A 26,432-nucleotide genomic window follows, 5' to 3' on the forward strand; every position below is an offset into this window, starting at 1 on the left:
GCCCGGCTGCCCCAGAGAATCCGCCAGCCGTGGAAGACCCTAGAAGCAATGCACCCATGAAGCGCCAGTGCACGGCAGAGAACCGGCACGGCGAGCCCTGCGAGCTCGCACCCATCAAGGGTGGCACGGTCTGTCACAAGCACGGCGGCAGTGCACGGCAGGTCAAGAACGCGGCCCGTCGCCGGCTCAACGCCCTGGCCGAGCCCGCTGTGGCGTTGCTGTCTCGGATCTTGGAAGACGACCGGGACCTGAAGGCAGGCGACAAGGAGCGCATCCGCGCCGCCATCGCCGTCCTCGACCGCACCGGCCACGGCCCCAGCGCCAAGGTCGAGATGGAAGAGCGTCCGTGGGAGCGCCTGCTCCGGGAGAGCATGGCGGACTTCGTCCACAACCCCGAGGCCTATCCCGAGGAGTACGCAGGGATGCCGCACTACGAGCGGCGTCGGTACGACGTGTATCGCGGCCACGACCCCGAGGAGGACGACGAGTAGGCCGCCGTCGCGCGATGCGCCGGTAACGCGGACAGGTAGGCGACCACGCAGCGTAAGGAGGGGCATGGGCCGGGTTGCTCGGCGGTCGGACGCCAAGCGCCGACGACGGGTAGGACGACGCCCGGCCACCCCTCGCCCGGCCCGCCCCACGGCCTCCGGCACGCCGCTCGCCTGCGGGCACCTGGCCTACTACGACCCGCCGCCGCTGCCCGGCGACGTGGTCTGGTGCCACGGCTGCCGGGACTACGCGAGAAAGCTTCCGGCGAACGCTGAACTTCATCGAAGATCCTCTATTAACTGGTCATGCACGGCGCTCGACCGCAGCGCCCGGGAGGCCAAGGAGCCCAGCATGTCCACCAGCACCAGCACCACCACCGCCCCGGTTACCGAGGCAACCGACCCCATCCCGACCCAGACGCCCGAACCGGCCCCAGCTGCGCCCACGGCCGAGCAGGCACCCGCCGAGGCCCCTGCGCCCGCTGAGGCGTTCGGACACGTCGACCTGAACGTGACGGCCCCGGAGGAGGAAGGCCCGGCGCTGCCGCTGCCCACGGCTGAGGAGATGGCCGAGGCCATCGACGCCTGGTACGAGGAGAGCCCGCTCGCCGCCGCCTGCGCCGCTGGCACGGTCAAGCTGTTCCGCCTGCGCGGCACCGGCACGATGCGGCGGCTGCCCTGGCTCGCCGGCGAAGCGTTGGAGACCGCCGAGTGGTACCGGCTGTGCGTCGACCAGGGCGCGGCCGTGAAGCAGGTTGCCGAGGACCACGGCACCAGCAAGGCCACCGTGCGCCGCGCGCTGAACACCCTGGCGCTCATGGACGAGATCACGGACGGCCTGCACGACGACCTGTACGCGGAGGACGTGACCGAGATCGTGTTCGGCGCCGAGGCGGATGAGGACGGGGACGCCTGATGCCAACCGTCAGCACTAACGACCTGGCCGACTACCCCGTGGGCGCGGAGGTCCTCGTGGACGGGGAGCGGTTGGAACTGCACAAGCGCTACCAGACGGCCGAGGGCGTGGCGGTGTACCTGCTGCGCCCACGGTTCGATGCCGACCACGGCCCGGCCGGGCTGGTGCGTATCGAGGTGGCCCGCGCCGACCTGGACGAGCCGCTGTGGGAGGTCGCCCCGCTGTACGCGGAGGACCCGCCCGTGTACCGCCCGAAGGAGGAAGGCCGATGACCCCGATGATCGGCTACCTGCGGGTCAGCACCGAGGAGCAGGCCGAGGACGGCAACGGCCTGGACGCGCAGCGGTACGCCATCGAGCAGGAAGGCGACCGAAACGGCTGGGAGCTCACGTGGTTCGTGGACCCCGGCTACAGCGCCAAGGACACCAACCGCCCGGACCTACAGCGGGCGCTGACCGCGCTGCACCGCCGAGAGTACGCGGGGATGGTCGTCGCCAAGCTCGACCGGCTGAGCCGCAGCGTGATCGACTTCGCGACGATGGTCGAGCGCGCCCAGAAGCGCAAGTGGAACCTCGTGGTGCTCGATCCGCGTTTCGACCTGAGCACGCCGTACGGCCGGGCGTTCGCCGGGATGGCAGCGGTCTGGGCGCAGCTCGAACGCGAGCTGATCGGCCAGCGCACCAGCGAAGGGCTCCAGGCGCTCAAGCGCCAGGGCGTACGGCTAGGCCGACCCCGGCAGTACAGCGCCGACGTGGTGGCCCTGGTCGCCACGCTGGCCGACGTAGAGGGCATGGGGTGCCGCGCCATAGCCGCAGAACTGTCTAGCCGCGCTGTGCCGACTCTGGGCGGGCGGCCCTGGCACCCGTCCACCGTGCGCCGGTTGCTGCGTGGCCACGCCCTCGACCTGGCCGCTGCTGTGGCGCGCGAGACCAGCCAATCGCGGACGCCGGGCGCTTCGCAGACAAAGGAGGAGGGTTGACATGGCACGGCCGGAGGTTGACCGCTACGGGACTGAGATACCGGGCGTCCGCAAGGTGATCCGTAAGTACTCGGACGGCCGCCAGATGGTGCGGTGGGAGGTGCGCGTCAAGGACGCGTTGGGCAGGCTGCACAACGTCGGCACGTACGACACCAAGGACGACGCCCGCCGGGCCAGCGTCGAGGCACGGGCCAGCGTGCAGGCTGGGACGTACGTGGCGCGCAGCGCCGGGGCGGTGACGTTCCTGGACGTGGGGCGGACGTGGCTCGCCAGCCCGCGCGTGCAGGGGCTGAAGCCGTCCACCCGGTACGGGTACACGCGGATCCTGCACAACTACCTCGCGCCGTTCCACCGGGTGCAGGTCGGTCGGCTTGGCTACGCCGAGTGCTCCACACTGATCGGGCAGGTGATGGACGGCCGCGCGCCTTCCACCGTCGGGCACATCCTCCACGTGATGCGCTGCGTGCTCGACCACGCCGTGCGGAGCGGCTACCTGCGGGCCAACCCGGCGCGGGAGGTGGCCAAGCCGAAGCTCCGGGCCAAGCGGGAGACCGTGGTCCTCCAGCCGCCGGACGTGGAGCGCATCATCGCCGCCATGCCGGACGCCCGTGGGGTGCGCCCGGACCGCTGGCGGCTGCTGGTGGAACTGGCGGTGGAGAGCGGCTGCCGAGCGGGCGAGTTGGCCGGGCTGCGCGTCCGCAACCTGGACACGGCCGGTCGCCGGCTGAAGGTGGAGGCCACCGCGCAGGAGATCAACGGAGAGATGCGGATCGGCACGCCGAAGTCCAAGGCCGGGCTCCGCACGGTGGACGGGCTGAACGCCGACCTGTGCCGCCGCCTCGCCGCCCACGTTGACGGCATGGGGCCGGATGACTACGTGTTCGGTGACGGGGCCACGCCCTATCGACACAACGCGTGGAACAACCGGGTATGGCGACCGACCGTTGACGCGCTCGGGTTGGTCGGCGTGCGGTTCCACGACCTGCGCCACTATCACGCCAGCGCGTACCTGCTGCTGACCGGCGACGCGGTCCGCACGGCCAAGCGGTTAGGGCACGCCGACCCGTCCGTCACCTTGAAGGTGTACGGGCACGTGCTCGACCACCAGGGCAGCGACGTATCGGCCGCCTTCGCCGAGCTGCGGGCCGAGGGCCGCCGGCAGGTAGCCGCAGCCGAGCCCGCACCGGTTCGCCCGGCAGCGTCGACTACAGGGCCGATGGCGGGTGCCGTGGTCGACCTGGCCGCCGAGCGGCGCAGGCGCAGGGCGGGCTAGCGCCCGAAGCGGTCGTTTCGGGGTCGCCTGGCCTGCGGGCTGGCGGCCTCGAGGAACGTGGGAGCGATCCCATGTGGACCGAGTGAACGGGAGGTAAAGCCATTCCGTTATCTGGACTCAATCCAGAACTGCAAACTACTCACCGGTACGCTCCCCTTGCGACATGTGATCGATGCTCGCGTTTGGGCATGCCGGTCGATGAATCGGCAGGTCAACGACCTGCGCAAGCCAAGGGGCGGCAGCTTGTCCATCCACCGCCCTCATTAGAACGTATGTCCAAAGGCTGGATGATCGATTTAGGTATATCCCGCGATATGGGAGAGGGTGGGGGTCCGTGCACAGTGGCCGTATCGGCGCAAGATCACCGTCGGTCGGTCGCATAAACTCTGATCTCGGCACGTCAACGCGGCGTGCCTGCGCAAAAAAGCAGACCCCGAGCACGGACGTCCCGTGACCGAAGGTCTGGACGTCGAGCCGGGGTCCGTTCTCATTGGCAGTGAGGCGGCTACGGTAACAGGCTTCCGTCGTCCCGTGTGGGCGATTGGTCCTTCTCGGCGTTTGGCGCAAACGTTTATGAGGAGGTGTTGCCTTATGGCAGCAATCGGTTCGCGGGCGCGTACGGGCGAGCGTTGCCCGGAGAGCGGTGTCTGGAAGGTCGTGGGCACGCCGTCCACGACGGCCCCCATCGCGGTGAACAACGTCATGCCGCCGTACAACGGCCAGGCCGTGACGTGGGAGCTCATCCGCCTCGCGTGATGAGCAGTGACTCGGGGTCGCTTGCCCGTGGTGGTGAGCGACCCCGAGCCCATTACTCCGTCTTCAGGATGTCCCCGTGCTCGTGCCGGAGCTGCGTCAGCAGCAGGCTCCCCAGACCGAGCACCCCGAGGGCGTAGAGCTTGGCGTCATCCCGGGTCTGAATCCGGTGCCGGTCGACGTTGCTCAGCGCCTGCGCAAAGCCCACGCCGAGCGCCCGCCACCCCTCCCGCTCGCTGGCCTGCCGGCCGAGCCGGTAGTCGCTGGCGTCGCCGAACACCTCGGAGTAGAGCTGCTTGCCGATCAGGTTGTTGCCGTTCCGGTCCAGCGGGCTGCCCGCCCACACGCGGATGTGACTCTCCACGAAGATCGCCGTCTGGCTGGCGACCTTGCCCCACTCGCCGTCCTCGACCAAGCCCTTGACGTGCGCCCACAGCTCCGGGTCGTAAGCGTGCTCGTCCACCGGCTCGTCCCCGCCCGCGAGGCCGAGTTCGTAGATGGCGGCGTCGATCAGCCCGATTGCCTTACGGACGCCACCCCGGCGCGCGTCCTCGTAGTAGGAACGCTGCATCGCAGGGGAGCTGATCGTCGGCCAATACTTGACCTCGTCGAGGCTCTTCACGATGTGGTTGTCCTCGCCAAGGGCGCGAACGAAGATCAGTCGGACTCGGGGCCTCCACGAGTCCAGCGCCGAGTCGCGGCGGAAGAGGTCAGCGGCTTCGGCCTCCGCCTTGAGCTTCGTCAGTTCCTCGATGGCAACCGCAGGGCGCATGGATGCGAGTCTACGGACCACCTGCGACAGTGCTGCCTTCCTTGCTCGCCATCGGCAGGCGCGGCTACCGTGCGGTCACGTTAAGTAGTCGGCCCCGCACGCGGTGCTAGCGACACCGGGCGGGGCCTTGACCGGGAAGGAGCCCCGGCCCATGAACAACGTACCTACGCATCCTCATTGGTGCGACCGCCAGGAGTGCACCGTTACCCCGGACCGACCCGCTGGCGCGCACTGCTCGCGGCCGGTGCTGCTGCGGCCGGAGGACCGCGAGGCGATGTACCTGCGGGTGACCCTGCACCAGTCCACCGGCCTGCCGGTGCTGTGCGTGGAGGGATTCGACCAGGACCCCGCCAAGGACCCGAACCCGCTTGCCCTGCTGGCGCTGAGCACCCGCCAGGCAGCCATCACCGTGCACCTGTTGCGGCGCTTGGTGCGGCTGGCCACGCGTGACGTGGTGGGTCCCGGGTGGGTCCGGCCCCGGTCGGGCAACAGCGCCGATCAGCGTTACCGCAGCTAGGAGGTGGTGCGCCCGGCAGGATTCGAACCTGCGGCCTTGGGATTAGAAGTCCCCTGCTCTATCCGCTGAGCTACGGGCGCGCGGCGACGCAGTCGCGCCAAGAGGGTACCGCCGAGCTCTGGCCTCTCGGCGGAACGGGTGGTCGCGGCCACGTCTCGATCAGCGTGCCAGGTGCGCCCGTGCCGGCGCATCCGGGATACCCCGGGTCCCGGGTCGCGGCGGTGGTCCCCGTCCGTACCCTCGGCGTCGTGCTGCTCGATCAGGAAACCGAGAACGAGATCGTCTACGAGCTGTGCCAGCTGCTGGGGCGGGCCATCCTCCCGCTCGGCGGGTACGACCGGCCGGGCGGGATCGGCGAGGCCGTGGGCACCGCCTTCTTCTACACCGAGGTGGTCGGCGTCGCCGACGACGGGGAGGTGGTGCGGGAGTGGTTGCTGACCGCGGATGTCACCACCCGGCCGGCGTACGGCGAGATCGGAGTGCGGCCGAGCGTGACCGAGCCGGCGGGCGCGGCGGAGGAGCCGATCGCGCTGCCGCGCTTCGCCGATCACTGGCTGCACCTGCCGCAGGTCGGGGTGGCCGCGATGCCCACGGGTGGGCTGCACGGCCACGCGGAGGACGAAGGCTGGCGCTGGCGTACCCAGCAGGTGAGCGATGCGGTGGCCGCGCGGGCCGACGCGGTGGGCCGGGTCGGTGCCGCGCTGGCGTCGGCGTTCGTGCTGGCCCTCGGCGTCGGTGAGGACGGGTCGCGGCCGCTGGAAGCGGTGGTCGAGCGGGTGGTCCGGGACGGCGACGGGCTGCGGGTCGACACCGAGCTGCCCGCCGGGTACGTGGGCGCACCGGTCTTCGGCGTCGAGGCGGGCCCCGACGGGGAGGCCGCGCTGCACTGCCTCGGCCTGCTGCTGCCGGCCGTGCCGGGCGGTCACCCGGTGGCGACGTTCGACCGGATCCGGGCCGCCCTCGCCGAGGCTACCGCCGACGTCGGTTGACCGGTCTCCGGTTCAGCCGTCGGTGGCTGCGCCGGCCCGGTCGTCGGCCGGCCGCCGCGCCGCCGGCGGGCGCTCCGGTGCGGCACCGGTCGGCCCCGCGCCGAGGAAGCCCTCCGCCCACCGTCCGACCTCCGCGAAGACCTTCTCGCGTACGGCGGGGCCGGAGAGCGTGAGGTCGTGCAGCCCGCCGTCGAAACGGGCCACGGTGACGTGCCGGCCCAACCGGGGTGCCCAGCGGACCATGTGCTCCACGTCGAGCACGGCGTCGGCGAGGGTCGCCGACTCGTGCCAGCGGGTGCCCCGGTAGCTGCGGGTGGAGCAGGCGAGCAGCACCGGCACCGGGATGTCCAGGCCGGCCCGGAGCTGGCGCTGACCGGAGCGGATCGCGTTGATCCAGCCGGCCCGCACCGGGAACCCGGCGAGCGGTTTCCAGGCCAGGTCGTACCGCCACTCGCCGCGGTGGTCGGCGTGCAGGCTCTCGCCGTACACGGTGCCCAACCCGAAGGGGAGGATGCGGTGCGGCGCCCGGCGGCCCAGCCGGGAGACGGCGGCCGCGAGGGGTCGGCGGACCAGCCAGGGGGCGTTGATGTCGAAGAAGGGGCTGTTCAGCACGATCCCGTCAACCAGGCCGTCGGCGCGGCGGGCGTGCGCCCAGAGCGAGACGACCAGACCGCCGGTGGAGTGGCCCATGGCGAGCAGGGTGTCGTGCCCGTCCTCGGTGCGGACGATCCGGGCGGCGGCGTCCAGCTCCGGGAAGTAGTCGCTGAGGTCGCGGCAGAAGTTCGGGGTCTGGTGGGGCAGCAGACTGCGGCCGTACTTGCGCAGGTCGAGCGCGTAGAAGTCCCAGCCGCGTTCGGCGAAGAAGTCGGCGACGTGGGTCTGGAAGAAGTAGTCGACGAAGCCGTGCACGTAGAGCACGGCCCGGCCGGTCGGGCGCGCGGCCCGGCGGCGGACCAGGGTCGCGACGACCGGTCCCTCGTCGTCGGTGCCCAGGTCGATCGTGTGCCGCTCGTACGGCGGTCCCAGCACGTCCGGTTCCACGACCGCGACGGTACGCCGGCACGCTACCGGGCGGTAGCCCCAGCGGGACCATCCTTCGCCGGTTGCGGTAGGTCGGGGTATCCGGAAGCGCGGATACCCCGACCTGCCGCGACACGGGTGGATACCACCGGTGGCCGGGCCGGACCGTCGGTGCGGTCAGGCGGTCTCGGCGTCGGCCCGGTCCGGGTCGACGTCGCCGTCCGCCAGCTGGGCGGCGTCCGGCTCGGGCAGCTCCCGGATGTGCTTGTTGTGGCGCGGCTCCTGTCGGGTCTTCGCGTCGTTGAGCCGGCGCCGCAGGTCGTCCCGGACGTCGTTGAGGGCGGCGTGCAGGTCCTCCTCCCCGGAGGTGGTGACGATCTTCTGGCGGCCGGCGATCCAGCACTCCAGGGTGACCTTCTGTCCCTTGGCCTCCCGGTCCTTGACCGACACCTCCAGCTCGGTGGCGTCGGCGTGGAAGCCCGCGAGCCGGGCGTCGAGGGTGGCGAACCGCTCCGCGATCCAGTTCCGGTCGCCCTGGGAGAACCCGGCGCCGACCCGGAGGCACTCGGCCACGGTCGCGGGGTTCGTCACGGCGCTCATCGCCGAACCTCGCTGACGTCTCGGAGATGCATCGGCACTCCCTTTCTCTCGGTTGATCAAGTCCATACCCAATCGGCGCCGGTCCGGAACCGCCTCACCCGCCGACCTTTTGATCATGTTTCGCCGCAGGTCAGGGCCGTAGGGCCGGTGGTCCCTAGCAGGCGGGACCTTGATCAGGCGGTTATCCACAGGCGGCTCGGTCCTCCACAGGCCGGCCGAAACCGCTGGCCCGCGTCCCGGCCGGCGTCGAGGCTCGGTCCGAAAGCCGAGTTCCCCTGGGAGGGCCGATGTTCGATACGTACGTCACCATCGTCGGCAACGTGCTGACCGCGCCCGAGTGGCGCCGCACCACGCAGAGCAACACCCTGGTCGCCAACTTCAAGGTCGCCTCCACGGCCCGCCGGCTGGACCGGGACTCCGGGCGCTGGGTCGACGGCAACAGCCTGCGCGTCCGGGTCAACTGCTGGCGGAAGCTGGCCGAGGGGGTGGCCGCCTCGGTGGCGGTCGGCGACCCGGTGGTCGTCGCCGGCCGCCTCTACACCCGCGACTGGACGGACGACGCCGGCAACCACCGCACCCTCTACGAGCTGGAGGCGGTCGCGGTCGGGCACGACCTGTCCCGCGGCCGGGCCCGCTTCATGCGCAACCGGCCGAGCCTGGCGACCAGCACCGTCGAGGACGCCGAGGCGGAACGGCGGGTGCACGGTGAGGCGACCGAGCCGGTCCCGGTCACCCGCGCGCCCAGTTCGTTCGACGACCGGCCGATCGACGACGAGTTCGACCCGCTGGAGCTGGGCGGACCGGCTACCCGCCCGCCGATCCACGACGACCTGGACGAGCCCCCGTCGGGCGCCTTCGGCGAACCGGCCGATCCCTTCGACGAGCTGACCACCGACCGCGGCGACGGCCTCGCCACGGGCCCTGGCGACGACGGCCCCGACGGCCCCGACGGCGACGACGTCGACGGCGGCGACGACGCGTACGGGGTCGGCGGCGACGACGCGGACGGGGTCGGCGGCGACGACACGGACGGGGTGGGCGGCGACGACGGGGCCGCCGCCGGCGTCACCCGCGCGGGTCGGGGCCGCCGGGGTGGGCGCCGGGCGACGGTGCCGGCCTGAGCCGGTGGATCCGGTTGCCCTGAGCGGGGTGGCGACGAGCCCGACGTGGCCACCCCGCCGTACGACTAGGCTGGCCGGCCGGAGGTGATGCGGGTGCGGCAGGCGAACCCCATGGCGAACGCCGTGGCGAACGCGGCGGGCCTGGTGGCGGGGTACGCCCTGGACTCGCTGCTCGGCGATCCCCGCCGCTGGCACCCGGTGGCCGGCTTCGGCCGGGTCGCCGGCGCGCTGGAGCGGCGGGTCTACCGCCCCGACCGGACCGCCGGGGCCGGGTTCACCGCGCTCGCCGTGGGTGGCCCGGTGCTGCTCGGCGTCGCCGCGACACTGGCCACCCGGCGGCGGCCGCTGGCCCGCGCGGTCCTGGTGGCCGCCGGGACCTGGAGCGTGCTGGGCGGCCGCACCCTGCGCCACGAGTCGCGGCTGATGGCGCGGTCCCTGCGCCGGGGCGACCTGCCCGCCGCCAGGGGCCGGCTCAACCACCTCTGCGGCCGGGACCCGTCGACCCTGGACGAGCCGGAACTGGCCCGGGCCACCGTCGAGTCGGTCGCGGAGAACACCTCCGACGCGGTGGTCGCGCCGCTGCTCTGGGGTGCGGTCGCCGGGCTGCCCGGGCTGCTGGGCTACCGCGCGGCGAACACGCTCGACGCCATGGTGGGTCACCGCTCGCCCCGGTACGCCCACTTCGGCACCCCGGCGGCCCGGCTGGACGACCTGCTCAACCTGGCCCCGGCCCGGCTCACCGGGCTGCTGACCATCGCCGTCGCGCCGGTCGCGCACGGGGACCGCCGGGCCGCCCTGCACGTCTGGCGGCGGGACCGCAACGACCACCCGAGCCCCAACGCCGGCCAGTGCGAGGCGGCGATGGCCGGTGCCCTCGGCGTCCGGCTCGGCGGGCGCAACGTCTACTTCGGCCGCGCCGAGACCCGGCCGTTCCTCGGCGACGGTCCCCGTCCGGAGGCCCGGCACCTCACCCGTGCCGCCCGGATCTCCGGTGCCGTCGGCCTGGCCGCGCTCGGCCTGGCCGCGGCGTACCCGGTGACCGTGGGCCGCGTGGTCGGCATGGCCGGCCGCGCCGCGCTGCGCGGACTGCTCCGGCACCGGCCCGGCGCCGCGACGCACCGGTGCCCTGACCAGCGCGGCGGCGCGGGCCACCGCCCGGGCGCGCTGCCCCGGCCCGGTGCGGCCCCGGCGGCCGCCTCCGGGCGGACGCACCGGTGAGCGGCGGGCTGCTGGTCGCCGGCACCACCTCCGATGCCGGCAAGAGCGTGCTCACCGCCGGCATCTGCCGGTGGCTGCACCGCCGTGGGGTGCGGGTCGCGCCGTTCAAGGCGCAGAACATGTCCAACAACTCGGCGGTCGTGGTCGGGCCGGACGGCCGGGGCGGCGAGCTGGGCCGGGCCCAGGCCATGCAGGCCGCCGCCTGCGGGCTCGCCCCCGACCTGCGGTTCAACCCGGTGCTGCTCAAGCCGGGCAGCGACCACGCCAGCCAGGTGGTGCTGCTCGGCACGGCGATCGACACGGTCACCGCGGGCAACTTCCACGAGCTGCGTCCCCGGCTCGCCGAGACGGCGCACGCGGCCCTGGCCGAGCTGCGGGCGGCGTACGAGGTGGTGATCTGCGAGGGCGCCGGCAGCCCCGCCGAGATCAACCTGCGGGCCGGTGACTACGTCAACATGGGCCTGGCCCGGCACGCCGGCCTGCCCACGATCGTGGTGGGTGACATCGACCGGGGCGGCGTGTTCGCCTCGATGTTCGGCACGGTGGCCCTGCTCGACCCGGCCGACCAGGCCCTCGTCGCGGGCTTCGTGATCAACAAGTTCCGCGGCGACCGTGGGCTGCTCCAGCCGGGGCTGGACATGCTGCACCGGGTCACCGGACGCCCCACCTACGGGGTGCTGCCCTGGGAGCTGGACCTCTGGCTGGACGCCGAGGACTCGCTCGCCTACGGGCGGGTGCTGGGCCGGCCGGCCGCGCCACGCGGCACCGACTGGCTCGACGTGGCGGTGGTCCGGCTGCCCCGGATCAGCAACGCCACCGACGTGGAGGCCCTCGCGACCGAGCCCGGCGTCCGGGTCCGGCTGACCGTCGAGCCCGCCGAACTGGCCGCCGCCGACCTGGTGGTGCTGCCCGGCTCCAAGTCGACCGTGGCCGACCTGGCCTGGCTGCGGGAGACCGGGCTGGCCGACGCCGTGACCGCGCACGCCGCCGCCGGCCGGCCCCTGCTGGGCATCTGTGGCGGATTCCAGATGCTGGCCCGGGCGATCCACGACCCGGTGGAGAGCCGGCGGGGCAGCGTTCCCGGGCTCGGGCTGCTGCCCATCGAGATCACCTTCGACCCGCGCAAGACCGTCCGCCGGGCCGCCGGCACCGCCGACGGGGACGTCCCGGTGCACGGCTACGAGATCCACCACGGGTACGTCTCGGCGGCCGACCCGGCCCTGCCGCCGCTGCTGCGCCACGCCGACGGCACCGGAGAGGGCGCCCGGCTCGGCGCGGTGCACGGCACCCACTGGCACGGCGCCTTCGAATCCGACGAGTTCCGCCGCCGGTTCCTCACCGAGGTGGCCCGGCTCGCCGGACGCACCGGCTTCAAGGTCGCGCCCGACACCGCGTTCGCCACCGCCCGCGAGCGCACCCTCGACCTGCTCGGCGACCTGGTCGAGGAACACCTCGACACCGACGCGCTGTGGCGGCTGATCGAGGCCGGCCCGCCGCCGGGCCTGCCGTTCGTCCCGCCCGGCGCGCCCCACTGAGGTCCGCGGGCGAGGCGTGCGCCGCGCCGCCCCCGGCCGCGCCGCGAGTGCCGGCCGGCCGGACCTGGTGGTGCCCGGCCGCGCCACGACCGCCGGCGCGGGTGCGCCCCTCAGAGCCGCACGTCGGCCGGGCGGTCGGACATCGGCAGCCCGGCCTCCCGCCAGCCCTGCACGCCACCGATCATGTCGGTGGCCCGGCGCAGGCCGAGCGTCTGCAGGCTGGCGGCGGCCAGGCTGGAGCTGTAGCCCTGCCGGCAGACCAGCACGATCTCCCGGTCGTAACCGGTGGCCTCGGGGATCCGCCAGTCGCTCGCCGGGTCGAGCCGCCACTCCAACACCGTCCGGTCGATCACGATCGCGCCCGGCAGCTCGCCCTGCTCGTGGCGCTGCGTCTCGCTTCGCGTGTCGACCAGCAGCGCCCCGTTGCGGACCGCTTCGACGGTCTGGTGCGGGGTGAGCCGGCGCAGCCCGGCCCGGGCCTGTTCCAGCAGGGCGTCGACGCCCGGACACATCACGTCATGGAGCACCACCCGATGATGACGCCGGCGACGCGGCCCCGCCCGGCGAACGGGCCGCGCCACCGCAGGATCCAGCGGACGGGGGACGCCCTGGGCGTACGCCAACCGGCGGCTAGCCTCGGGCGGGTGACGGTCGCGGTGGTCGAGGCGTACGCCGGGTTGGCCCAGCGGGTGCTGGCCGGGCCGGCGCGGTTGGGGCGTACCCGCCTGGTGGCGGTCGACGGGCCGAGCGGCGCGGGCAAGAGCGTCTTCGCGACCCGCCTCGCGGACGCCGTCGCCGCCCTGCCCGGCGGTGAGCGGCCGCCGGTGGTCCGCACCGACGACCTGCTCGACGGCTGGGACGACCAACTCACCTTCTGGCCCCGGCTGGAGGAGTGGGTGCTCGCGCCGGTACGGGCCGGCCGGCCCGGCGGCTACCGCCGGTACAGCTGGGTGCGCCGCACCTTCCTGGACCGGCCGGTGCCGGTCCCCGCCGGGCCGCTGCTGATCGTGGAGGGGGTGAGCGCCGCGCGGGCCCAGGTGCGGCCGGAGCTGACCCTGTCGGTCTTCGTCACCGCGCCGGCCGGGCTGCGGCGGGCCCGCGCCCTCGCCCGCGACGGCGCGGAGATCGGGCCCGAGCTGCGCCGCTGGCACGCGGGGGAGCGGGCGCACTTCGCGGCCGACGGCACCGAGGCGGCCGCGGACGTGGTGGTCGACGGCGCTCCCCAGCTCCCGCACGACCCGGACCGCTACTACCTCCGCCGGGGTACCCGGGCCGCGTCCACCCGGCCCGCGGCCTGACCCGCACCGGGGCCAGCCGGCCACTGCCGGGCTCGGGGGCTGGCGTCGGTAAGGCCGGCATACGATGCCGGTCATGACCACACCGATCATCTCCGAGTCCGAGGTGCGGGCCGCCGTCGAGCGTGAACTGCCCGGAGTCCGTGCCGACCTCGAACGCCTCGTCCGCATCCCGGGCATCGCCTTCGAGGGCTTCGACCACTCGCACGTCGAGCGGTCCGCCGAGGCGGTGGCCGAGCTGCTGCGCGGCTGCGGCCTCGACACGAAGATCGTGCGCTCCGGTGGCCAGCCGGCGGTGATCGGGACGAAGCCGGCCCCGCCCGGCGCGCCCACCGTGCTGCTGTACGCCCATCACGACGTCCAGCCGGTCGGCGACCCCGCGCTGTGGGAGTCGGACCCCTTCGAGCCGGTCGAGCGGGACGGCCGCCTCTACGGGCGGGGCGCCGCCGACGACAAGGCGGGCATCATGGCGCACGTCGCCGCCCTGCGCGCGTTCGGCGACCGGCTCCCGGTCGGGGTGGTGCTCTTCATCGAGGGCGAGGAGGAGTACGGCTCGGACTCGCTGGAGCGGCTGCTCGCCGAGCACCGCGACGAGCTGACCTCCGACGTGATCGTGATCGCCGACTCCGCGAACTGGGATGTCGGCGTGCCCGCACTGACCACCTCGCTGCGCGGCATCGTCAACTGCTTCGTCGAGGTACGCACCCTCGGCCACGCCGTGCACAGCGGGATGTTCGGCGGCGCCGTCCCGGATGCGCTGACCGCGCTGGTGAAGCTGCTCGGCACGCTGCACGACGAGGCCGGGAACGTGACCGTGGAGGGCCTGGTCGGCCGGGAGGGTGCCACCGTCGACTACCCGGAGGAGCGGTTCCGCGCCGAGGCCGGCCTGGTCGACGGGGCACAGCTCTTCGGCACCGGCCGGATCACCGACCGGCTCTGGACGAAGCCGGCGCTGGCGATCCTCGGCGTGGACGCCCCGGCGACCGGGGAGGCGCCGAACGCGCTGGTCCCGTCGGCCAAGGCGAAGCTGAGCGTACGGCTGGCGCCGGGCGACGACCCGAAGAAGGCGTACGCGGCACTCACCGCGCACCTGGAGCGGCACGCCCCGTGGGGCGCGCAGGTCAGCGTGACCTTCGAGCACGACGGCGCACCGTGCGTCATCGACGCCACCGGTCCGATGTTCGACGCGGCGCGGGCGGCGTTCCGGGGCGCCTGGGACGGCACCGACCCGGTCGACATCGGCGTCGGCGGCTCGATCCCGTTCATCGCCACCTTCCAGGAGATGTTCCCGCGGGCGGCGATCCTGGTGACCGGGGTGGAGGACCCGCACGCCCGGGCCCACGGCCCGAACGAGAGCCTGCACCTGGGCGAGTTCGCGCGGGTCTGCCTGGCCGAGGCGCTGCTGCTGGCCAAGGTCGCCGAGGCGGGCGTGGACCGGTAGTCCAGGACGGCTGGCCGGCGGGCCACGGCAGACCGCGAAATCGGCCCTGAGGTGTCGGAACCGTAACTTCGCGGTCGATGTCGGAGTTTGCGGTGTGTCGGGCGACGGGGTGTTATAGCCTCTCGTACATGCGTACGAATGACGAGATGGCGCGGCTGCAGGCGGCCGTCAGCGCTCTGGGGGACGTCGATGTCTCCGCGTGGCCCGAGGACACGCTCAAGGCACAGCTCGGCGACCTGTCGGCCGCGCTGGTCACGCTCGACGGCCTGCTCAGCCGGATCGCCGAGGAGGTGCGCGGCCGGGGCCTGCGGATCGAGGAGCCGGTCTCGGCCTGATCCGGTCCCGGTCTGAACCGCGGTCTCGGCCTGAGCCGGTGTCGGCCTGAGCCGGTGTCGGCCCGAGCCGGTCCGGTCTTCAGCCGGTCCCGGTCTGAGCCAGTCTCGGTCTGAGCCGGTCTCGGTCTGAGCCGGTCTCGGTCTGAGCCGGGCCGACGCCGGTTGCCGGTCCGGGGGCGGCAGCCCGGCCGGCGGTGGCTCCGGGCGGGCGGCGTTTCGGGATCCGTCGCCCGGCCGGGGAGAGCCCGCCGTGTCGGTGTGGCTGGCAGGATGAGGGACGTGCGGTTCCTCGACCTGGCGGCGACCTCCGCCGCGGTGGGCGCCACCAGCGGCCGACGGGCCAAGGTGGAGCTGCTCGCCGCGGCGCTGCGTTCGCTCGACCCCGACGAGGTCCCGGCCGGCGCCGGCTACCTCGCCGGTGAGCTGCGCCAACGACAGACCGGGGTGGGCTGGGCCGGGCTGCGTGACCTGCCGCCACCGGCCGCCGAGCCGACCCTGACCGTGGGCGGGGTGGACGCGGCCGTCGCGGAGATCGCCGCAGTCCGGGGGGCCGGCTCGCAGGCCCGCCGGCGCGAGCTGGTCGGCCGTCTCTTCGCTGCGGCCACCGCCGACGAGCAGCGGATGCTGGTCGGCCTGTTCAGCGGCGAGCTGCGCCAGGGCGCCCAGGCCGGGCTGCTCGCCGACGCGGTGGCCCGGGCCGCCGAGGTGCCGCTGACCGCCGTACGCCGGGCCCTGCTGCTCGCCGGCGACCTGCGCGCGGTGGCGGTCGCGGCGCTCTCCGGCGGTGCCGCGGCGCTGGCCGGGTTCGGGCTCCAGGTGGGCCGCCCGCTGGCGCCGATGCTGGCGCAGAGCGCGCCGACCGTGGACGAGGCGCTGACCGCCACCGGCACCCCGGCGGTGGTCGACGTCAAGCTGGACGGCATCCGCATCCAGGTGCACCGGTCCGGGCAGGACATCGCCGTGTTCACCCGCAGTCTCGACGAGATCACCACCCGGCTGCCCGAGGTGGTGGCCGCCGTGCGCGCGCTGCCCGCGCGGGAGCTGGTGCTCGACGGCGAGGCGATCGGGCTCGACGCCGAGGGGCGGCCGCTGCCGTTCCAGGAGACGTCCAGCCGGGCGGCCCGGCGCACCACGCCCAGCACCACCGGCCGCACCCCGGTGGCGCCCGCGGTGCTCGCCGCCGCCGAGCGCACCGGCGACACGGTGCTCACGCCGTACTTCTTCGACCTGCTGCACCTGGACGGCGCCGATCTGATCGACCTGCCCGGCCGGGAGCGGTGGGCGGCGTTGGCCGGCGCGGTCGACCCGACCCTGCTGGTCGGCCGGCTGGAGGTGGACGGCCCGGAGCAGGCCGGTGCCGCCTTCGCCGCGGCGATCGACGCCGGCCAGGAGGGGGTGGTGGTCAAGGACCCGGCCGCCCCGTACGACGCCGGGCGGCGCGGCACCGCCTGGGTGAAGGTGAAGCCCCGGCACACCCTGGATCTCGTGGTGCTGGCGGTGGAGTGGGGCAGCGGCCGGCGGCAGGGCTGGCTGTCCAACCTGCACCTGGGCGCGCGGGATCCGCGCACCGGCGAGTTCGTCATGCTCGGCAAGACGTTCAAGGGGCTCACCGACGAGGTGCTGCGGTGGCAGACCGAGCGCTTCCTCGACCTGGCGGTCGAGAAGGGTGACTGGGTGGTTCGGGTCCGGCCGGAGCAGGTGGTCGAGATCGCCTTCGACGGGGTGCAGACGAGCAGCCGCTACCCGGGCGGGATGGCGCTGCGCTTCGCCCGGGTGGTGCGCTACCGGCACGACAAGACCGCCGCCGAGGCGGACACGATCGACGCGGTCCGGGCCCTCCACGCCGGCCGGGCCGGCTGATCCTGAGGCCGGCCAGGGCGGGTGATCCTGAGGCCGGCCGGGGCGGGTGGCCGAGGGGCGGCCGGGACGGGTGGTCGAGATCGGCCGGGACGGGTGGCCGGGGCCGGTGGCGGGACCGTCAGGCGGGGGTGGCGGGGGCCGGTTCGGCGGCCCGGTCGAGGGGCTGGCGCGGGCCGTCGAGGTTGGCCAGCCGGCGGGCCTCGCGGCGGGCCACCCAGCCGTAGCCGACCAGGCTCATGGCCGCGAAGATCCACCACTGGACCACGTAGCCGAAGTTCTGCCAGTTGTTGGTGTGCCCGATGGGGACCGCGCGGAAGGCCGGGTCGGCGGCCGGCGTCTGCTCGTCGAGCAGGACGTAGCCGCCGGCCACCGGGTAGGGCAACTGCTTCGCGATCCGGGTCACGCTGATCCGCCGGGTCTCCAGCTTTCCGTCGCGCCGGCCGACGGTGCCGCCGTTCTCGCTGGGCACCACCCGGCCGGTGACCGTGACGTCGCCGGCCGGCACGGCCGGCACCGACGGCTGGGCGGTGGCGCCGGCGCCGGGGGCCACCGGGATCCAGCCCCGGTCGACCAGCACCGCCGTGCCGTCGGCGAGCACCAGCGGGGTGAGCACCTCGAAGCCCACCTCGTTGTCGACGGTCCGGCCGCGGACCAGGACCACGTTGGCGGTGTCGTACCGGCCGGTGGCGGTCACCTTGGTCCAGGTGACCCGCTCGACCGGGGCCGGGCCGGTGCCGCCGGGCCCGCCGCTGGGGGCGGGCAGGGCGTCACGCAGCGGGGCCGGGCTCATCGTGGCGCCCGCGTCGATCCGCTCGTTGACCGCCGTGCGGGCCCGGTAGCGGTCCAGCTGCCAGTTGCCGAGGAACACCATCACCGCGGCGGCGACCAGGGTCAGCGCGAGATAGCCCAGCCAGCGCGGGGTCAGCAGGAACCGGTACACGTTGGCCAAGGCTACCCGTATGAGCGGCGCCACTGAGCTGCGGCGGGCCGAATCGGGCCGGCCGGCGGCCGCCACGTGCCGGCTCGGGCGGGTATGGTCACGCGGGCGGAAAACCACCCGGACCAGGAGTCGATGATGACCGTCGTGCCGCGCGTGGTGCTGAGTGCCCCCTCCTCGGGGCACGGCACCGGAGCCCTCTCGCTCGGCCTGCTCGCCGCCCTCGCCGACCGGGGGCTGGACGTGGCCGGCTTCAAGATCGGCCCGGATCAGGTGGACGCGGCCTACCTGGGGCTGGCGGCCGGGCGTCCGGGGCGGGTGCTGGATCCGCGGCTGGTCGGCCCCGAGCGGATCGCGCCGCTCTTCGCGCACGGCGCGGCTGGGGCCGGCTTCGCGCTGGTGCAGGGCACCATGGGGCTCTACGACTCGATCTCCGGCCACCCCGAGACCGAGTCCACCGCCGCCGTGGCCACCGCGCTGCGCAGCCCCGTGGTGCTGGTGGTGGACGTGGCCGCGATGGGTCAGTCGGTGGCCGCCCTGGTGCACGGCTTCCGGGCGTACGACGAGCAGCTCTGGCTGGGCGGGGTGATCCTCAACCGGGTGGCGTCGCCCCGGCACGAGGCGATGCTGCGCGAGGCGCTCGACGACGTCGGCGTGCCGGTCTACGGCGCGCTGCGCCGCCACGAGCTGCCCCCGGTGCTGCCCGCCCGGCGGCACGGCATGGTCCCGGTCGTCCAGCGGGACCCCGAGGCGGAACGCGCGGTGCGCCGGCTCGGCGAGGCGGTCACCGCCACCGTCGACCTGGACCGGCTGCTGGCGCTGGCCGGCTCGGCCCCGGAGCTGCCCGTCACGCCGTGGTCACCGCAGCCGACCGGAGCCGCGCCCGCCGGAGTCGCGCCCAACGGAGCCGTGCCCAATGGAGTCGCGCCGGGCGGAACGGCGCCCGCCGGAGCCGCGCCGGGTGCCGCCGCCAACGGCACCGCGCCCGACGGAACGCCGCCCGGCCAAGCGGTGCCGGCCGGGGAGCGGCCGGTGGTGGCGCTGGCCGGCGGCCCGGGCGGCAGCTACAGCCATCCGGAGACCGCCGAGCTGCTGCGGGCCGCCGGCGCCGAGGTGGTCATCGTCGACCCGCTGCGCGACGAGGCCCTGCCGGCCGGGACCCGCGCGCTGGTCGTCGGCGGCGGCCTCCCCGAGGCGTACGCGGAACGCCTCTCCGCCAACCGTCGGCTCTGCATCGCCGTGGCCGAGCTGGCGCGTACCGGCCGGCCGGTGATCGCCGAGGGCGCCGGCCTGCTCTGGCTGGCCCGCGAGCTGGACGGGTTGCCGATGTGCGGGGTGCTGGACGCGGTGGGCGCCAGCCGGGACGGCCTGGTGATCGGCTACCGGGCGGCGACCGCGCGCACCGACAGCGTGGTGGCGCCGGCCGGGGCCACCGTGGTCGGGCACAAGCAGCACGCCGCGGTGCTCACCCCGCGGGCCGGCGAGCGGGCCGCGTGGAGCTGGGAGGGTGGCGCGCCGGAGGGCTTCGTCTGGCGGGGCGTGCACGCCTCGCAGCTCGTGCCGCACTGGGCCGCGTACCCGGAGATCGCGGCCCGGCTGGTCGCGGCGGCCCTGGTTCCGGCGGAGGCCACGGCGTGATCGGTCAGGTCGCCGTACGCCGCTTCCCGGCGCTGACCGTCTCCACCCCGCGCACCGAGGTCCGCCCGCTGGCGGCAGCCGACGCCGACGCGGTCGACGCGGTCTTCGCCGACCGGCAGACCCAGCGGTGGCTGCCGCTGGCGGAGTCGTCCGGGCAGATCGACGGCCGGGCCTGGTGCACCGAGCTGGCCCGGCAGCGGCGGGACAGCGGGGAGGGTGACCACTACGGGGTGCTCCGCCGGGAGGACCAGCGGGTGGTGGGCTGCCTGTGGACCCGGCGCACCGACTGGGGCGCCCGGCTCACCGAGGTGTCGTACGCGATCGCCCCGGACGCCCGCGGCTACGGCCTGGCCGCCGAGGCGGTGGACGCGCTGGCCATCGCGTTGATCCTGGAGCACGGCTTCCAGCGGGTGGAGCTGCGGGTGGCGCCGGGGAACGTGGCCTCCCGGCGGGTGGCGGAGAAGGCCGGCTTCAGCTACGAGGGGCTGCTGCGCAACGCCGGCTTCGTCCGGGGCGCCCGGGTGGACCTGGAACTCTGGTCCTTCGTCGCCGCCGACCTGCGCTGAGCCTCCGGGAGACCGATCAAGCGGAGTCTCCGGGAGACCGATCAAGCGGAGTCTCCGGAAGACCGATCAAGAGGTTCGCGCCGGGAGTTCCCGCGCGCGAACCTCTTGATCTACTAACCCGGGCGCACCCCCGGGCGGTCCAGGGTGGGTCAGCCGACGATCTGGTCCGACGGCGGGGTGAACTGGCGGGTGGGTTGGCCCTTCAGGGCGTCCCGCAGGGTCATCGCGACCGCGTTCACCGGGATCTGGGACTGGCCGTCGCCGACGGCGTTGAACGGGTTGTCCGGGTCGGCGATGAAGCTCGCCGCAGCCAGTTCCGGGGTGTAGCCGACGAACCAGGCGGACCGGGTGCTGTCGGTGGTACCCGTCTTGCCGGCGACCGGCCGGCCGACCGTGCCCCGGACGCTGTCCGCGGTCGACCAGCCGCCGCAGCTGCCCTTGGCCGGGGTGTCGCCGGTCGGGCAGCGGGCCGCGTCGGTGGCCGCCCGGGCCGCGTCCGCGCTGACCACCTGCCGGCAGCGCGGCTTGGCGACCTCGCGCTGCACCCCGCCGGGGGTGGTGTACGTGGCCGGCGTGCCGTCCCGGTTCATGATCGAGTTCACCGGGATCGCCTCGCAGTACCGCCCGTCGGCGGCCACCGCCGCGTACGCGTTGGCCATCTCCAGCGGGGTGGCGTCGGAGACGCCCAGGGTGAACGCGCCCCACTTCTTCGCCTTGCCCGGCGACGCCTGGTCGCGGTCCACGTCGGTGCGCCAGCGCAGGCCGAGCTGCTCGGCGAGGCGTACCCCCGTGTCCGCGCCGACCTTCTCCTCGAGCTGCACGAAGTACGTGTTGACCGACTTGCCGAAGCCGGACCACATGGTCTGCCGGCCGGTCATCGCACCGCTGGCGTTGGACGGGGCCCAGCCGTCGTACACGGCGGACTTGTACCGGTACGGCGAGTCGAACGCGGTGGACAGCGGCATGCCGGCGTTGAGCGCGGCGAGCATCGGGAACATCTTGAACGTCGATCCCGCCTGGTAGCCGGGGAGGGTGCCGCCGCCGAGCAGTGGCGCGACCGTGTTCGGATAGTTGGCCTTGACCTTGGGGCCGGCCTCGGGGTTGGAGCTGGGCCCGTTCTGGCTGAGGTCCAGCGAGTAGGTGCGGTTCACCGCCATCGCCTTGATCCGTCCGGTGCCCGGTTCGGCGACCACCACGCCGTTGGCGAACGGGTTGCCGGTGCCGTCCTTGGCGCCCACGTTCTTCTCGGCCGCCGCCTGGATCTTCGGGTCGAGGGCCAGCACGATCCGGTAGCCGCCGCGGCGTAGCTTGTCCATCCGTTCCAGCCGGTTCTCGCCGAACGCCGGCTGGGCGCTCCACCAGTTCTTCAGGTAGTCGCAGTAGAAGCCCCAGGTGCGGTACTTGTCGTCGATCGAGGCGCAGTCGTTCGGCGGGTCGGTGAGCTTGAGCCGGATCGGTTCGGCCTTGGCCGCGGTGGCGGCGTCGGGCGACAGGTAGCCGAGGCGGGCCATGTTGTCGAGCACGTAGTTGCGCCGGCCGGTGGCGTCCTTCTGGTCGGAGGTGATCGGGTCGTACTCCGAGGGCGACTTGACCAGGCCGGCGAGGGTGGCCGCCTCGACGGGGCTGAGGGTGGCCGGGGTCTTGGAAAAGAAGATCTGCGAGGCCGCGTAGATCCCGTACGCCCGGTGGCCGAAGTAGGCCGAGTTGAGGTAGCGCTCGAGGATCTGCTCTTTGGTCAGGTGCTTCTCGATGTCCAGCGCCATCCGCATTTCCTTGACCTTGCGCAGGCTGGTCTGCTGGGTGGCCTCCTGGACCTCCTGCGGCGTCTTGGCGCTGTCCCGCAGGGCCATCCGGACGTACTGCATGGTGATGGTGGAGGCGCCCTGGGAGACGCCGCCGGAGCGGGCGTTGGAGACGAAGGCGCGGGCGACGCCCTTCGGGTCGACGCCGTGGTGTTGGTAGAAGCGGTTGTCCTCGGCGGCCACGATCGCCTGTTGGATGTTCGGCGACATGTCTTCGATCTTGGTGTACTGCCGGTACTCCTCGTAGAACATGGTCAGCACGGTCCTGCCGTCCGGCGCGTAGACGTAGGACGTCTCGGCGGGCACGGCGGTCTTCAGGATGTCCGTCTTCTGCTGCACGGCGTGCGCGGTGGCCTTGGCGCCGAGGCCGGTGACGGCGGCGAGTGGGTACGCCGCGGCGGCGACCACGATGCCGGCGATCAGCCCGGCGCGGAGGAGAGGAATGGCACGACCGGCGGAGGCAAGGGGTCGGTTGCTCACAGGGCCAAGCTATGACATTTCCGATTCGGAAATGAGAAGAATTCATAAACGGGCGACCGGGTGGCGCGGTGGTGACGCGGCCCACGCCGGCACCTGCTGTCCCGGGCGTCGCCTTCCCGGCAGGATCGCGGACATGCGTGCTCAGCTGACCGGAACGACCGAAGCCGGTCCGGACCTACGGCAACCCCAGCGCGGCACGCCGCGGCCGGCAGCCGGCGAGCCGGACCTCGGCCACCACGGCGACGCCGAGGCCACCCCGGGCCTGGTGGACCTGGCGGTCAACGTGCGCCGCGCCCCGATGCCGGACTGGCTGGCCGACCCGCTGGTCGCCGCCCTGGGCGGGCTGGCCGCGTACCCGGACCCGGCGCCGGCCCGAGCCGCCGTCGCCGCCCGGCACGGCCGCCCCCCGGAGGAGGTGCTGCTCACCGCCGGCGCGGCCGAGGGCTTCGTGCTGATCGCCCGGGCGCTGCGCGACGCCCGCCGGCCGGTGGTGCTGCACCCGCAGTTCACCGAGCCGGAGGCCGCCCTGCGCGCCGCCGGGCACACCGTCGAGCGGGTGCTGCTCGACCCGGCCGAGGACTTCCGCCTCGACCCGGCCCGGGTGCCCGCCGACGCCGACCTGGTGATCGTCGGCAACCCCACCAACCCGACGTCCGTGCTGCACCCCGCCGGCGCGCTCGCCGAACTGGCCCGCCCCGGCCGGACGCTCGTCGTCGACGAGGCGTTCGCCGACACCACCCTGGCCCCCGGCGTCGAGGGCGAGCCCGAGTCCCTCGCCGACCGCCGGGACCTGCCCGGTCTGCTGGTGGTGCGCAGCCTCACCAAGACCTGGGGGCTGGCCGGGCTGCGCGTCGGCTACCTGCTCGGCGAGGCGGCGCTGCTCGACCGGCTGGCCGCCGCCCAGCCGCTCTGGGCGGTCTCCACCCCGGCGCTCGCCGCCGCCACCGCCTGCGCCTCACCGGCCGCGGTCGCGGCCGAGCGCGCCATCGCCGCCGGACTCGCCGCCGACCGCGAGCACCTGGTGGCACGCCTCTCCACCCTGCCCGGGGTACGCGTCGCGGGCCGCCCGGCCAGCGCCTTCGTCCTGATCCACCGGCCCGGCGCCGACCAGGTCCGGGAGCGGCTGCGCGAGCGCGGCTGGGCGGTCCGCCGGGGCGACACCTTCCCCGGGCTGGGCCCGGACTGGCTGCGGATCGCGGTGCGCGATCCGGCGACGACCGACGCGTTCATCGACGTGCTGGCCGAGATCCTGGAGGCATGATGCTGGAATCCACCGTCGCGGCGATCCGGCCGCTGGACGAGGCCGCCATGGCGGCGGCGCGGGAACTACAGGGCCGGCTCACCAAGCCGGCCGGCTCGCTGGGTGCCCTGGAACCCCTCTCGGTCCGCCTCGCCGGGCTGGCCGGCAGCTGCCCGCCGCCGCTGCCCGAGCCGGCCGCCGTGGCGATCTTCGCGGGTGACCACGGCGTGCACGCCCAGGGCGTCACCCCGTGGCCGCAGGAGGTCACCGCCCAGATGATCGGCAACTTCCTGGCCGGCGGCGCGGTGGTCAACGCGTTCGCCCGGCAGGCCGGCGCCTCGGTCACCGTGGTCGACGTCGGGGTGGCCACCCCGCTGCCGGTGGACCCGGCCGCCACGGGCGCCGCCGGTCCCCGGCTGGTGGCGGCGAACGTCCGGGCCGGCACCCGGGACATGACCGGCACCGCCGCGCTCACCCGGGACGAGGCCCGGGCCGCGGTGGAGACCGGCATCCGGGTCGCCGGGGAACTGGTCGCCGCCGGGGCGGGCATCCTGCTCACCGGCGACATGGGCATCGGCAACACCACCCCGGCCGCCGCTCTGGTCGCCGCGTTCACCGGCGCCGACCCGGCCGAGGTCACCGGGCGCGGCACCGGGGTGGACGACGAGACGTACGCCCGGAAGGTCGGCGTGGTGCGGGCGGCGCTGGCGCGGCACGCCCCCGACCCGACCGACCCGCTGGGCGTGCTGGCCGCCGTCGGTGGGCTGGAGCACGCGGCGCTGGCCGGGCTGATCCTCGGTGCCGCCGCCCGCCGGGTGCCGGTGCTGCTGGACGGGGTGATCGCGGTCAGCGCCGCGCTCGCCGCGGCCGCCTTCGCCCCGGACGCGGTCGGCGCGATGATCGCCGGCCACCGGTCCGCCGAACCGGGCGCCACCGTGGCGCTGCGGCACCTCGCCCTCGAACCTCTGGTCGACCTCGGGCTGCGCCTCGGTGAGGGCACCGGCGCGCTGCTCGCGCTGCCGGTGGTGACCGGGGCGGTCCGGGTGCTGCACGAGGTGGCCACCTTCGACTCGGCCGGGGTGGCCGAGAAGTGAGCGGGGCGTCGGCCCGGCAGCGGGCCCCTCACGCCGTGGCCCGGCGGTCCTGCTCCGCCTGCGGTCGGGCACCGGCCCGGCAGCGGGCATCCCATGGCGTGGCCCGGCGGCGTCGGCCCGCCTCGCCCGGAGCGGCGGCGTGAGCGCGCCGGGCGGGTCGGGCAACCCGTACCCCCTCGGGCTGCGGCTGGCCGGCCGCCGGGTGGTCGTGGTGGGCGGGGGAGCGGTGGCCACCCGGCGGGTGCCGGCGCTGCTCGACGCGGGCGCGGACGTCCTGTTGGTCGCCCCCGAGCTGACCCCGGCGCTGCGGGCGCACGCCGACGCCGGAAGGCTGCACTGGGCGGCGCGCCGGTTCGTCCCCGAGGACCTGGACGGCGCCTGGTTGGTCCAGGTGGCCATCGACGACCGGATGGCCGCGGCGGCGGTCAGCGCCGCCGCCGCCGAACGCCGGGTCTTCTGCGTCCGCGCCGACGACCGGGCCGCGGCTTCCGCGTGGACCCCGGCGGTGACCCGGCACGGCCCGGTCACCGTGGCCGTGCTGGGCGGCGGCGACCCGCGCCGCGCGGTGGCCGTCCGCGACGCGGTCCGCGAGCTGCTGGCGGCCCGGATCGGGCTCCCCACGGCACCCGGTAGCCCGGTCTCGACCAGCGGCTCTACCGCGCCTGGTGATCCCGCCGCGTCGGGCGGCCCCGCCGTGCCGGGTGATCCGCTCGCCGCTGGTGGTCCTGCGGGGTCCGGTGGTTCGGCCGGGACGGCCGGGGGTCGGGTGGCGTTGGTCGGTGCCGGCCCTGGCGACCCCGAGCTGATCACCCTGAAGGGTTGGCGGCTGCTCACCGAGGCCGACGTGGTGGTCGCCGACCGACTGGTCCCCGGGCTGCTCCTGGACGAACTGCGCCCGGACGTCGAGCTGGTCGACGCCTCCAAGATCCCGTACGGGCCGTCCCGCAGCCAGGAGGAGATCAACCGGATCCTGGTCGACCGGGCCCTGGCCGGCAAGGTCGTGGTACGGCTCAAGGGCGGCGACCCGTACGTCTTCGGTCGGGGCGGCGAGGAACTGCTGGCCTGTGCCGCGGCGGGCGTGCCGGTGACCGTGGTGCCCGGGGTCACCAGCGCGGTCGCGGTGCCCGCGGTGGCCGGTGTGCCGGTCACCCACCGGGCGGTGGCGCACGAGTTCACCGTGGTCTCCGGACACGTCGCGCCCGACTCGCCGGCCTCACTGGTCCGCTGGGACGCGCTGGCCGGCCTGCGCGGCACCCTGGTGGTCCTGATGGGCCTGAAGAACCTGGCCGCGATCAGCGCCACCCTGGTGGCTCACGGCAGGCCGGCGCAGACCCCGGCCGCGGTGATCCAGGAGGGCACCACCAGCGGCCAGCGGATCCTCCGCTCCACCCTGGATGCGGTGGCCGCCGACGTGGCCGCCGCCGCCCTCCGCCCACCGGCCATCGTGGTCATCGGCGACGTCGTCCACGCCCTCACCCCACCGCCCCCCAGCGCCCTGGCGGAGGACGCCGAGGGCTGATCATGAGGTTGTTGTCACGCCGCCGCGGTGCGGGTGACAACAAC

General features: G+C 74.4%; 25 protein-coding genes, 1 tRNA gene and 1 pseudogene. 20 read left to right on the forward strand and 7 right to left on the reverse strand.

Going from position 1 to position 26,432, the window contains the following annotated elements:
- The first annotated feature begins 56 nt into the window (after positions 1–56).
- From LQ51_RS32750 to LQ51_RS33405, 6 genes are all read left to right on the forward strand, one after another.
- On the forward strand, positions 57–491 hold the full coding sequence (locus LQ51_RS32750) for a hypothetical protein (protein ID WP_156313086.1): 435 nt from the start codon (positions 57–59) through the stop codon (positions 489–491).
- A 349-nt stretch (positions 492–840) separates the two neighbouring features.
- Positions 841–1,404, forward strand: a complete 564-nt coding sequence (locus LQ51_RS14950) for an HU family DNA-binding protein (protein WP_046566219.1) — start codon at positions 841–843, stop codon at positions 1,402–1,404.
- A complete protein-coding gene (locus tag LQ51_RS14955; RefSeq protein ID WP_046566222.1) occupies positions 1,404–1,676 on the forward strand; it encodes a hypothetical protein in 273 nt (90 codons plus the stop codon). The genes LQ51_RS14950 and LQ51_RS14955 overlap by 1 nt, the downstream gene beginning before the upstream one ends.
- Positions 1,673–2,383, forward strand: a complete 711-nt coding sequence (locus tag LQ51_RS14960) for a recombinase family protein (RefSeq protein ID WP_046566225.1) — start codon at positions 1,673–1,675, stop codon at positions 2,381–2,383. Before LQ51_RS14955 ends, LQ51_RS14960 begins: the two co-directional genes overlap by 4 nt.
- A gap of 1 nt (position 2,384) precedes the next feature.
- On the forward strand, positions 2,385–3,656 hold the full coding sequence (locus LQ51_RS14965; protein ID WP_046566226.1) for a tyrosine-type recombinase/integrase: 1,272 nt from the start codon (positions 2,385–2,387) through the stop codon (positions 3,654–3,656).
- A gap of 591 nt (positions 3,657–4,247) precedes the next feature.
- A complete protein-coding gene (locus LQ51_RS33405; protein ID WP_197087732.1) occupies positions 4,248–4,412 on the forward strand; it encodes a hypothetical protein in 165 nt (54 codons plus the stop codon).
- A gap of 52 nt (positions 4,413–4,464) precedes the next feature.
- Here the strand turns inward: LQ51_RS33405 and LQ51_RS14970 are convergent, their stop codons facing one another.
- Positions 4,465–5,181: a TIGR02391 family protein gene (locus LQ51_RS14970; protein ID WP_082159428.1), complete on the reverse strand. Its 717-nt coding sequence runs from the start codon at positions 5,179–5,181 to the stop codon at positions 4,465–4,467.
- A 151-nt stretch (positions 5,182–5,332) separates the two neighbouring features.
- Here LQ51_RS14970 and LQ51_RS14975 point away from each other — a divergent pair, with 151 nt between their 5' ends.
- Positions 5,333–5,698, forward strand: a complete 366-nt coding sequence (locus tag LQ51_RS14975) for a hypothetical protein (protein ID WP_156313087.1) — start codon at positions 5,333–5,335, stop codon at positions 5,696–5,698.
- A 4-nt stretch (positions 5,699–5,702) separates the two neighbouring features.
- Here the strand turns inward: LQ51_RS14975 and LQ51_RS14980 are convergent.
- Positions 5,703–5,778, reverse strand: a tRNA-Arg gene (locus LQ51_RS14980).
- 168 nt (positions 5,779–5,946) lie between these two features.
- Between LQ51_RS14980 and LQ51_RS14985 the strand changes: the two genes are divergently transcribed.
- Entirely contained in the window at positions 5,947–6,687 is a 741-nt protein-coding gene (locus LQ51_RS14985; RefSeq protein ID WP_046566278.1) for a hypothetical protein, read from the forward strand.
- A gap of 12 nt (positions 6,688–6,699) precedes the next feature.
- On the opposite strand, the gene LQ51_RS14990 is transcribed toward LQ51_RS14985, so the two are convergent.
- Together LQ51_RS14990 and LQ51_RS14995 are read right to left on the reverse strand one after the other, a co-directional pair.
- Complete coding sequence (locus LQ51_RS14990) at positions 6,700–7,728, reverse strand: alpha/beta hydrolase (protein WP_046566229.1); 1,029 nt, start codon at positions 7,726–7,728, stop codon at positions 6,700–6,702.
- Positions 7,729–7,884: 156 nt separating this feature from the next.
- Positions 7,885–8,307, reverse strand: coding sequence for an HPF/RaiA family ribosome-associated protein (locus tag LQ51_RS14995; RefSeq protein WP_046566231.1), 423 nt, complete (start codon positions 8,305–8,307; stop codon positions 7,885–7,887).
- A 287-nt stretch (positions 8,308–8,594) separates the two neighbouring features.
- Between LQ51_RS14995 and ssb the strand changes: the two genes are divergently transcribed.
- The 3 genes from ssb (at position 8,595) to LQ51_RS15010 (ending at position 12,181) form a co-directional block, all read left to right on the forward strand.
- A complete protein-coding gene (ssb, locus tag LQ51_RS15000) occupies positions 8,595–9,428 on the forward strand; it encodes a single-stranded DNA-binding protein (protein WP_046566232.1) in 834 nt (277 codons plus the stop codon).
- Between the two features lie 111 nt (positions 9,429–9,539).
- Positions 9,540–10,646 carry a cobalamin biosynthesis protein gene (locus tag LQ51_RS15005; protein WP_156313088.1) on the forward strand — a complete coding sequence of 369 codons (1,107 nt, stop codon included), beginning with the start codon at positions 9,540–9,542 and terminating at the stop codon, positions 10,644–10,646.
- Positions 10,643–12,181, forward strand: a complete 1,539-nt coding sequence (locus LQ51_RS15010; protein ID WP_046566234.1) for a cobyric acid synthase — start codon at positions 10,643–10,645, stop codon at positions 12,179–12,181. The genes LQ51_RS15005 and LQ51_RS15010 overlap by 4 nt, the downstream gene beginning before the upstream one ends.
- 110 nt (positions 12,182–12,291) lie before the next feature.
- Here LQ51_RS15010 and LQ51_RS15015 read toward each other — a convergent pair whose 3' ends face one another.
- Positions 12,292–12,693, reverse strand: coding sequence for a rhodanese-like domain-containing protein (locus tag LQ51_RS15015; protein ID WP_046566235.1), 402 nt, complete (start codon positions 12,691–12,693; stop codon positions 12,292–12,294).
- Positions 12,694–12,825: 132 nt separating this feature from the next.
- Here LQ51_RS15015 and LQ51_RS15020 point away from each other — a divergent pair.
- The 4 genes and pseudogenes from LQ51_RS15020 (at position 12,826) to LQ51_RS15035 (ending at position 17,112) form a co-directional block, all read left to right on the forward strand.
- Positions 12,826–13,605, forward strand: a pseudogene (locus LQ51_RS15020) (uridine kinase).
- Positions 13,553–14,917: a dipeptidase gene (locus LQ51_RS15025; protein WP_046566282.1), complete on the forward strand. Its 1,365-nt coding sequence runs from the start codon at positions 13,553–13,555 to the stop codon at positions 14,915–14,917. The pseudogene LQ51_RS15020 and the gene LQ51_RS15025 overlap by 53 nt, the downstream one beginning before the upstream one ends.
- 128 nt (positions 14,918–15,045) lie before the next feature.
- Positions 15,046–15,252: a hypothetical protein gene (locus LQ51_RS15030; protein ID WP_046566239.1), complete on the forward strand. Its 207-nt coding sequence runs from the start codon at positions 15,046–15,048 to the stop codon at positions 15,250–15,252.
- A gap of 279 nt (positions 15,253–15,531) precedes the next feature.
- A complete protein-coding gene (locus LQ51_RS15035) occupies positions 15,532–17,112 on the forward strand; it encodes an ATP-dependent DNA ligase (RefSeq protein WP_046566241.1) in 1,581 nt (526 codons plus the stop codon).
- A gap of 118 nt (positions 17,113–17,230) precedes the next feature.
- On the opposite strand, the gene LQ51_RS15040 is transcribed toward LQ51_RS15035, so the two are convergent.
- The gene (locus LQ51_RS15040) at positions 17,231–18,052 is read right to left on the reverse strand and encodes an SURF1 family cytochrome oxidase biogenesis protein (protein ID WP_046566242.1); all 822 of its coding nucleotides are present in this window, start codon (positions 18,050–18,052) and stop codon (positions 17,231–17,233) included.
- Positions 18,053–18,187: 135 nt separating this feature from the next.
- On the opposite strand from LQ51_RS15040, the gene LQ51_RS15045 reads away from it, so the two are divergent.
- Complete coding sequence (locus tag LQ51_RS15045; RefSeq protein WP_046566284.1) at positions 18,188–19,687, forward strand: cobyrinate a,c-diamide synthase; 1,500 nt, start codon at positions 18,188–18,190, stop codon at positions 19,685–19,687.
- On the forward strand, positions 19,684–20,253 hold the full coding sequence (locus LQ51_RS15050; protein WP_046566243.1) for a GNAT family N-acetyltransferase: 570 nt from the start codon (positions 19,684–19,686) through the stop codon (positions 20,251–20,253). Before LQ51_RS15045 ends, LQ51_RS15050 begins: the two co-directional genes overlap by 4 nt.
- A gap of 149 nt (positions 20,254–20,402) precedes the next feature.
- Here LQ51_RS15050 and LQ51_RS15055 read toward each other — a convergent pair whose 3' ends face one another.
- The gene (locus tag LQ51_RS15055; protein WP_046566244.1) at positions 20,403–22,535 is read right to left on the reverse strand and encodes a transglycosylase domain-containing protein; all 2,133 of its coding nucleotides are present in this window, start codon (positions 22,533–22,535) and stop codon (positions 20,403–20,405) included.
- 133 nt (positions 22,536–22,668) lie between these two features.
- Between LQ51_RS15055 and cobC the strand changes: the two genes are divergently transcribed.
- The 3 genes from cobC (at position 22,669) to cobA (ending at position 26,388) form a co-directional block, all read left to right on the forward strand.
- Positions 22,669–23,796 carry an Rv2231c family pyridoxal phosphate-dependent protein CobC gene (gene cobC, locus LQ51_RS15060; RefSeq protein WP_046566246.1) on the forward strand — a complete coding sequence of 376 codons (1,128 nt, stop codon included), beginning with the start codon at positions 22,669–22,671 and terminating at the stop codon, positions 23,794–23,796.
- Positions 23,796–24,869 (forward strand): nicotinate-nucleotide--dimethylbenzimidazole phosphoribosyltransferase, encoded by a 1,074-nt coding sequence (gene cobT, locus LQ51_RS15065; protein WP_046566285.1) that lies wholly within the window; start codon positions 23,796–23,798, stop codon positions 24,867–24,869. The genes cobC and cobT overlap by 1 nt, the downstream gene beginning before the upstream one ends.
- A 139-nt stretch (positions 24,870–25,008) precedes the next feature.
- Positions 25,009–26,388, forward strand: a complete 1,380-nt coding sequence (gene cobA / locus LQ51_RS15070; RefSeq protein ID WP_046566248.1) for a uroporphyrinogen-III C-methyltransferase — start codon at positions 25,009–25,011, stop codon at positions 26,386–26,388.
- The last annotated feature ends 44 nt before the right edge of the window (positions 26,389–26,432 follow it).

The sequence above is a fragment of the Micromonospora sp. HK10 genome (genome assembly GCF_000982955.1).
Taxonomy (GTDB): Bacteria; Actinomycetota; Actinomycetes; order Mycobacteriales; family Micromonosporaceae; genus Micromonospora.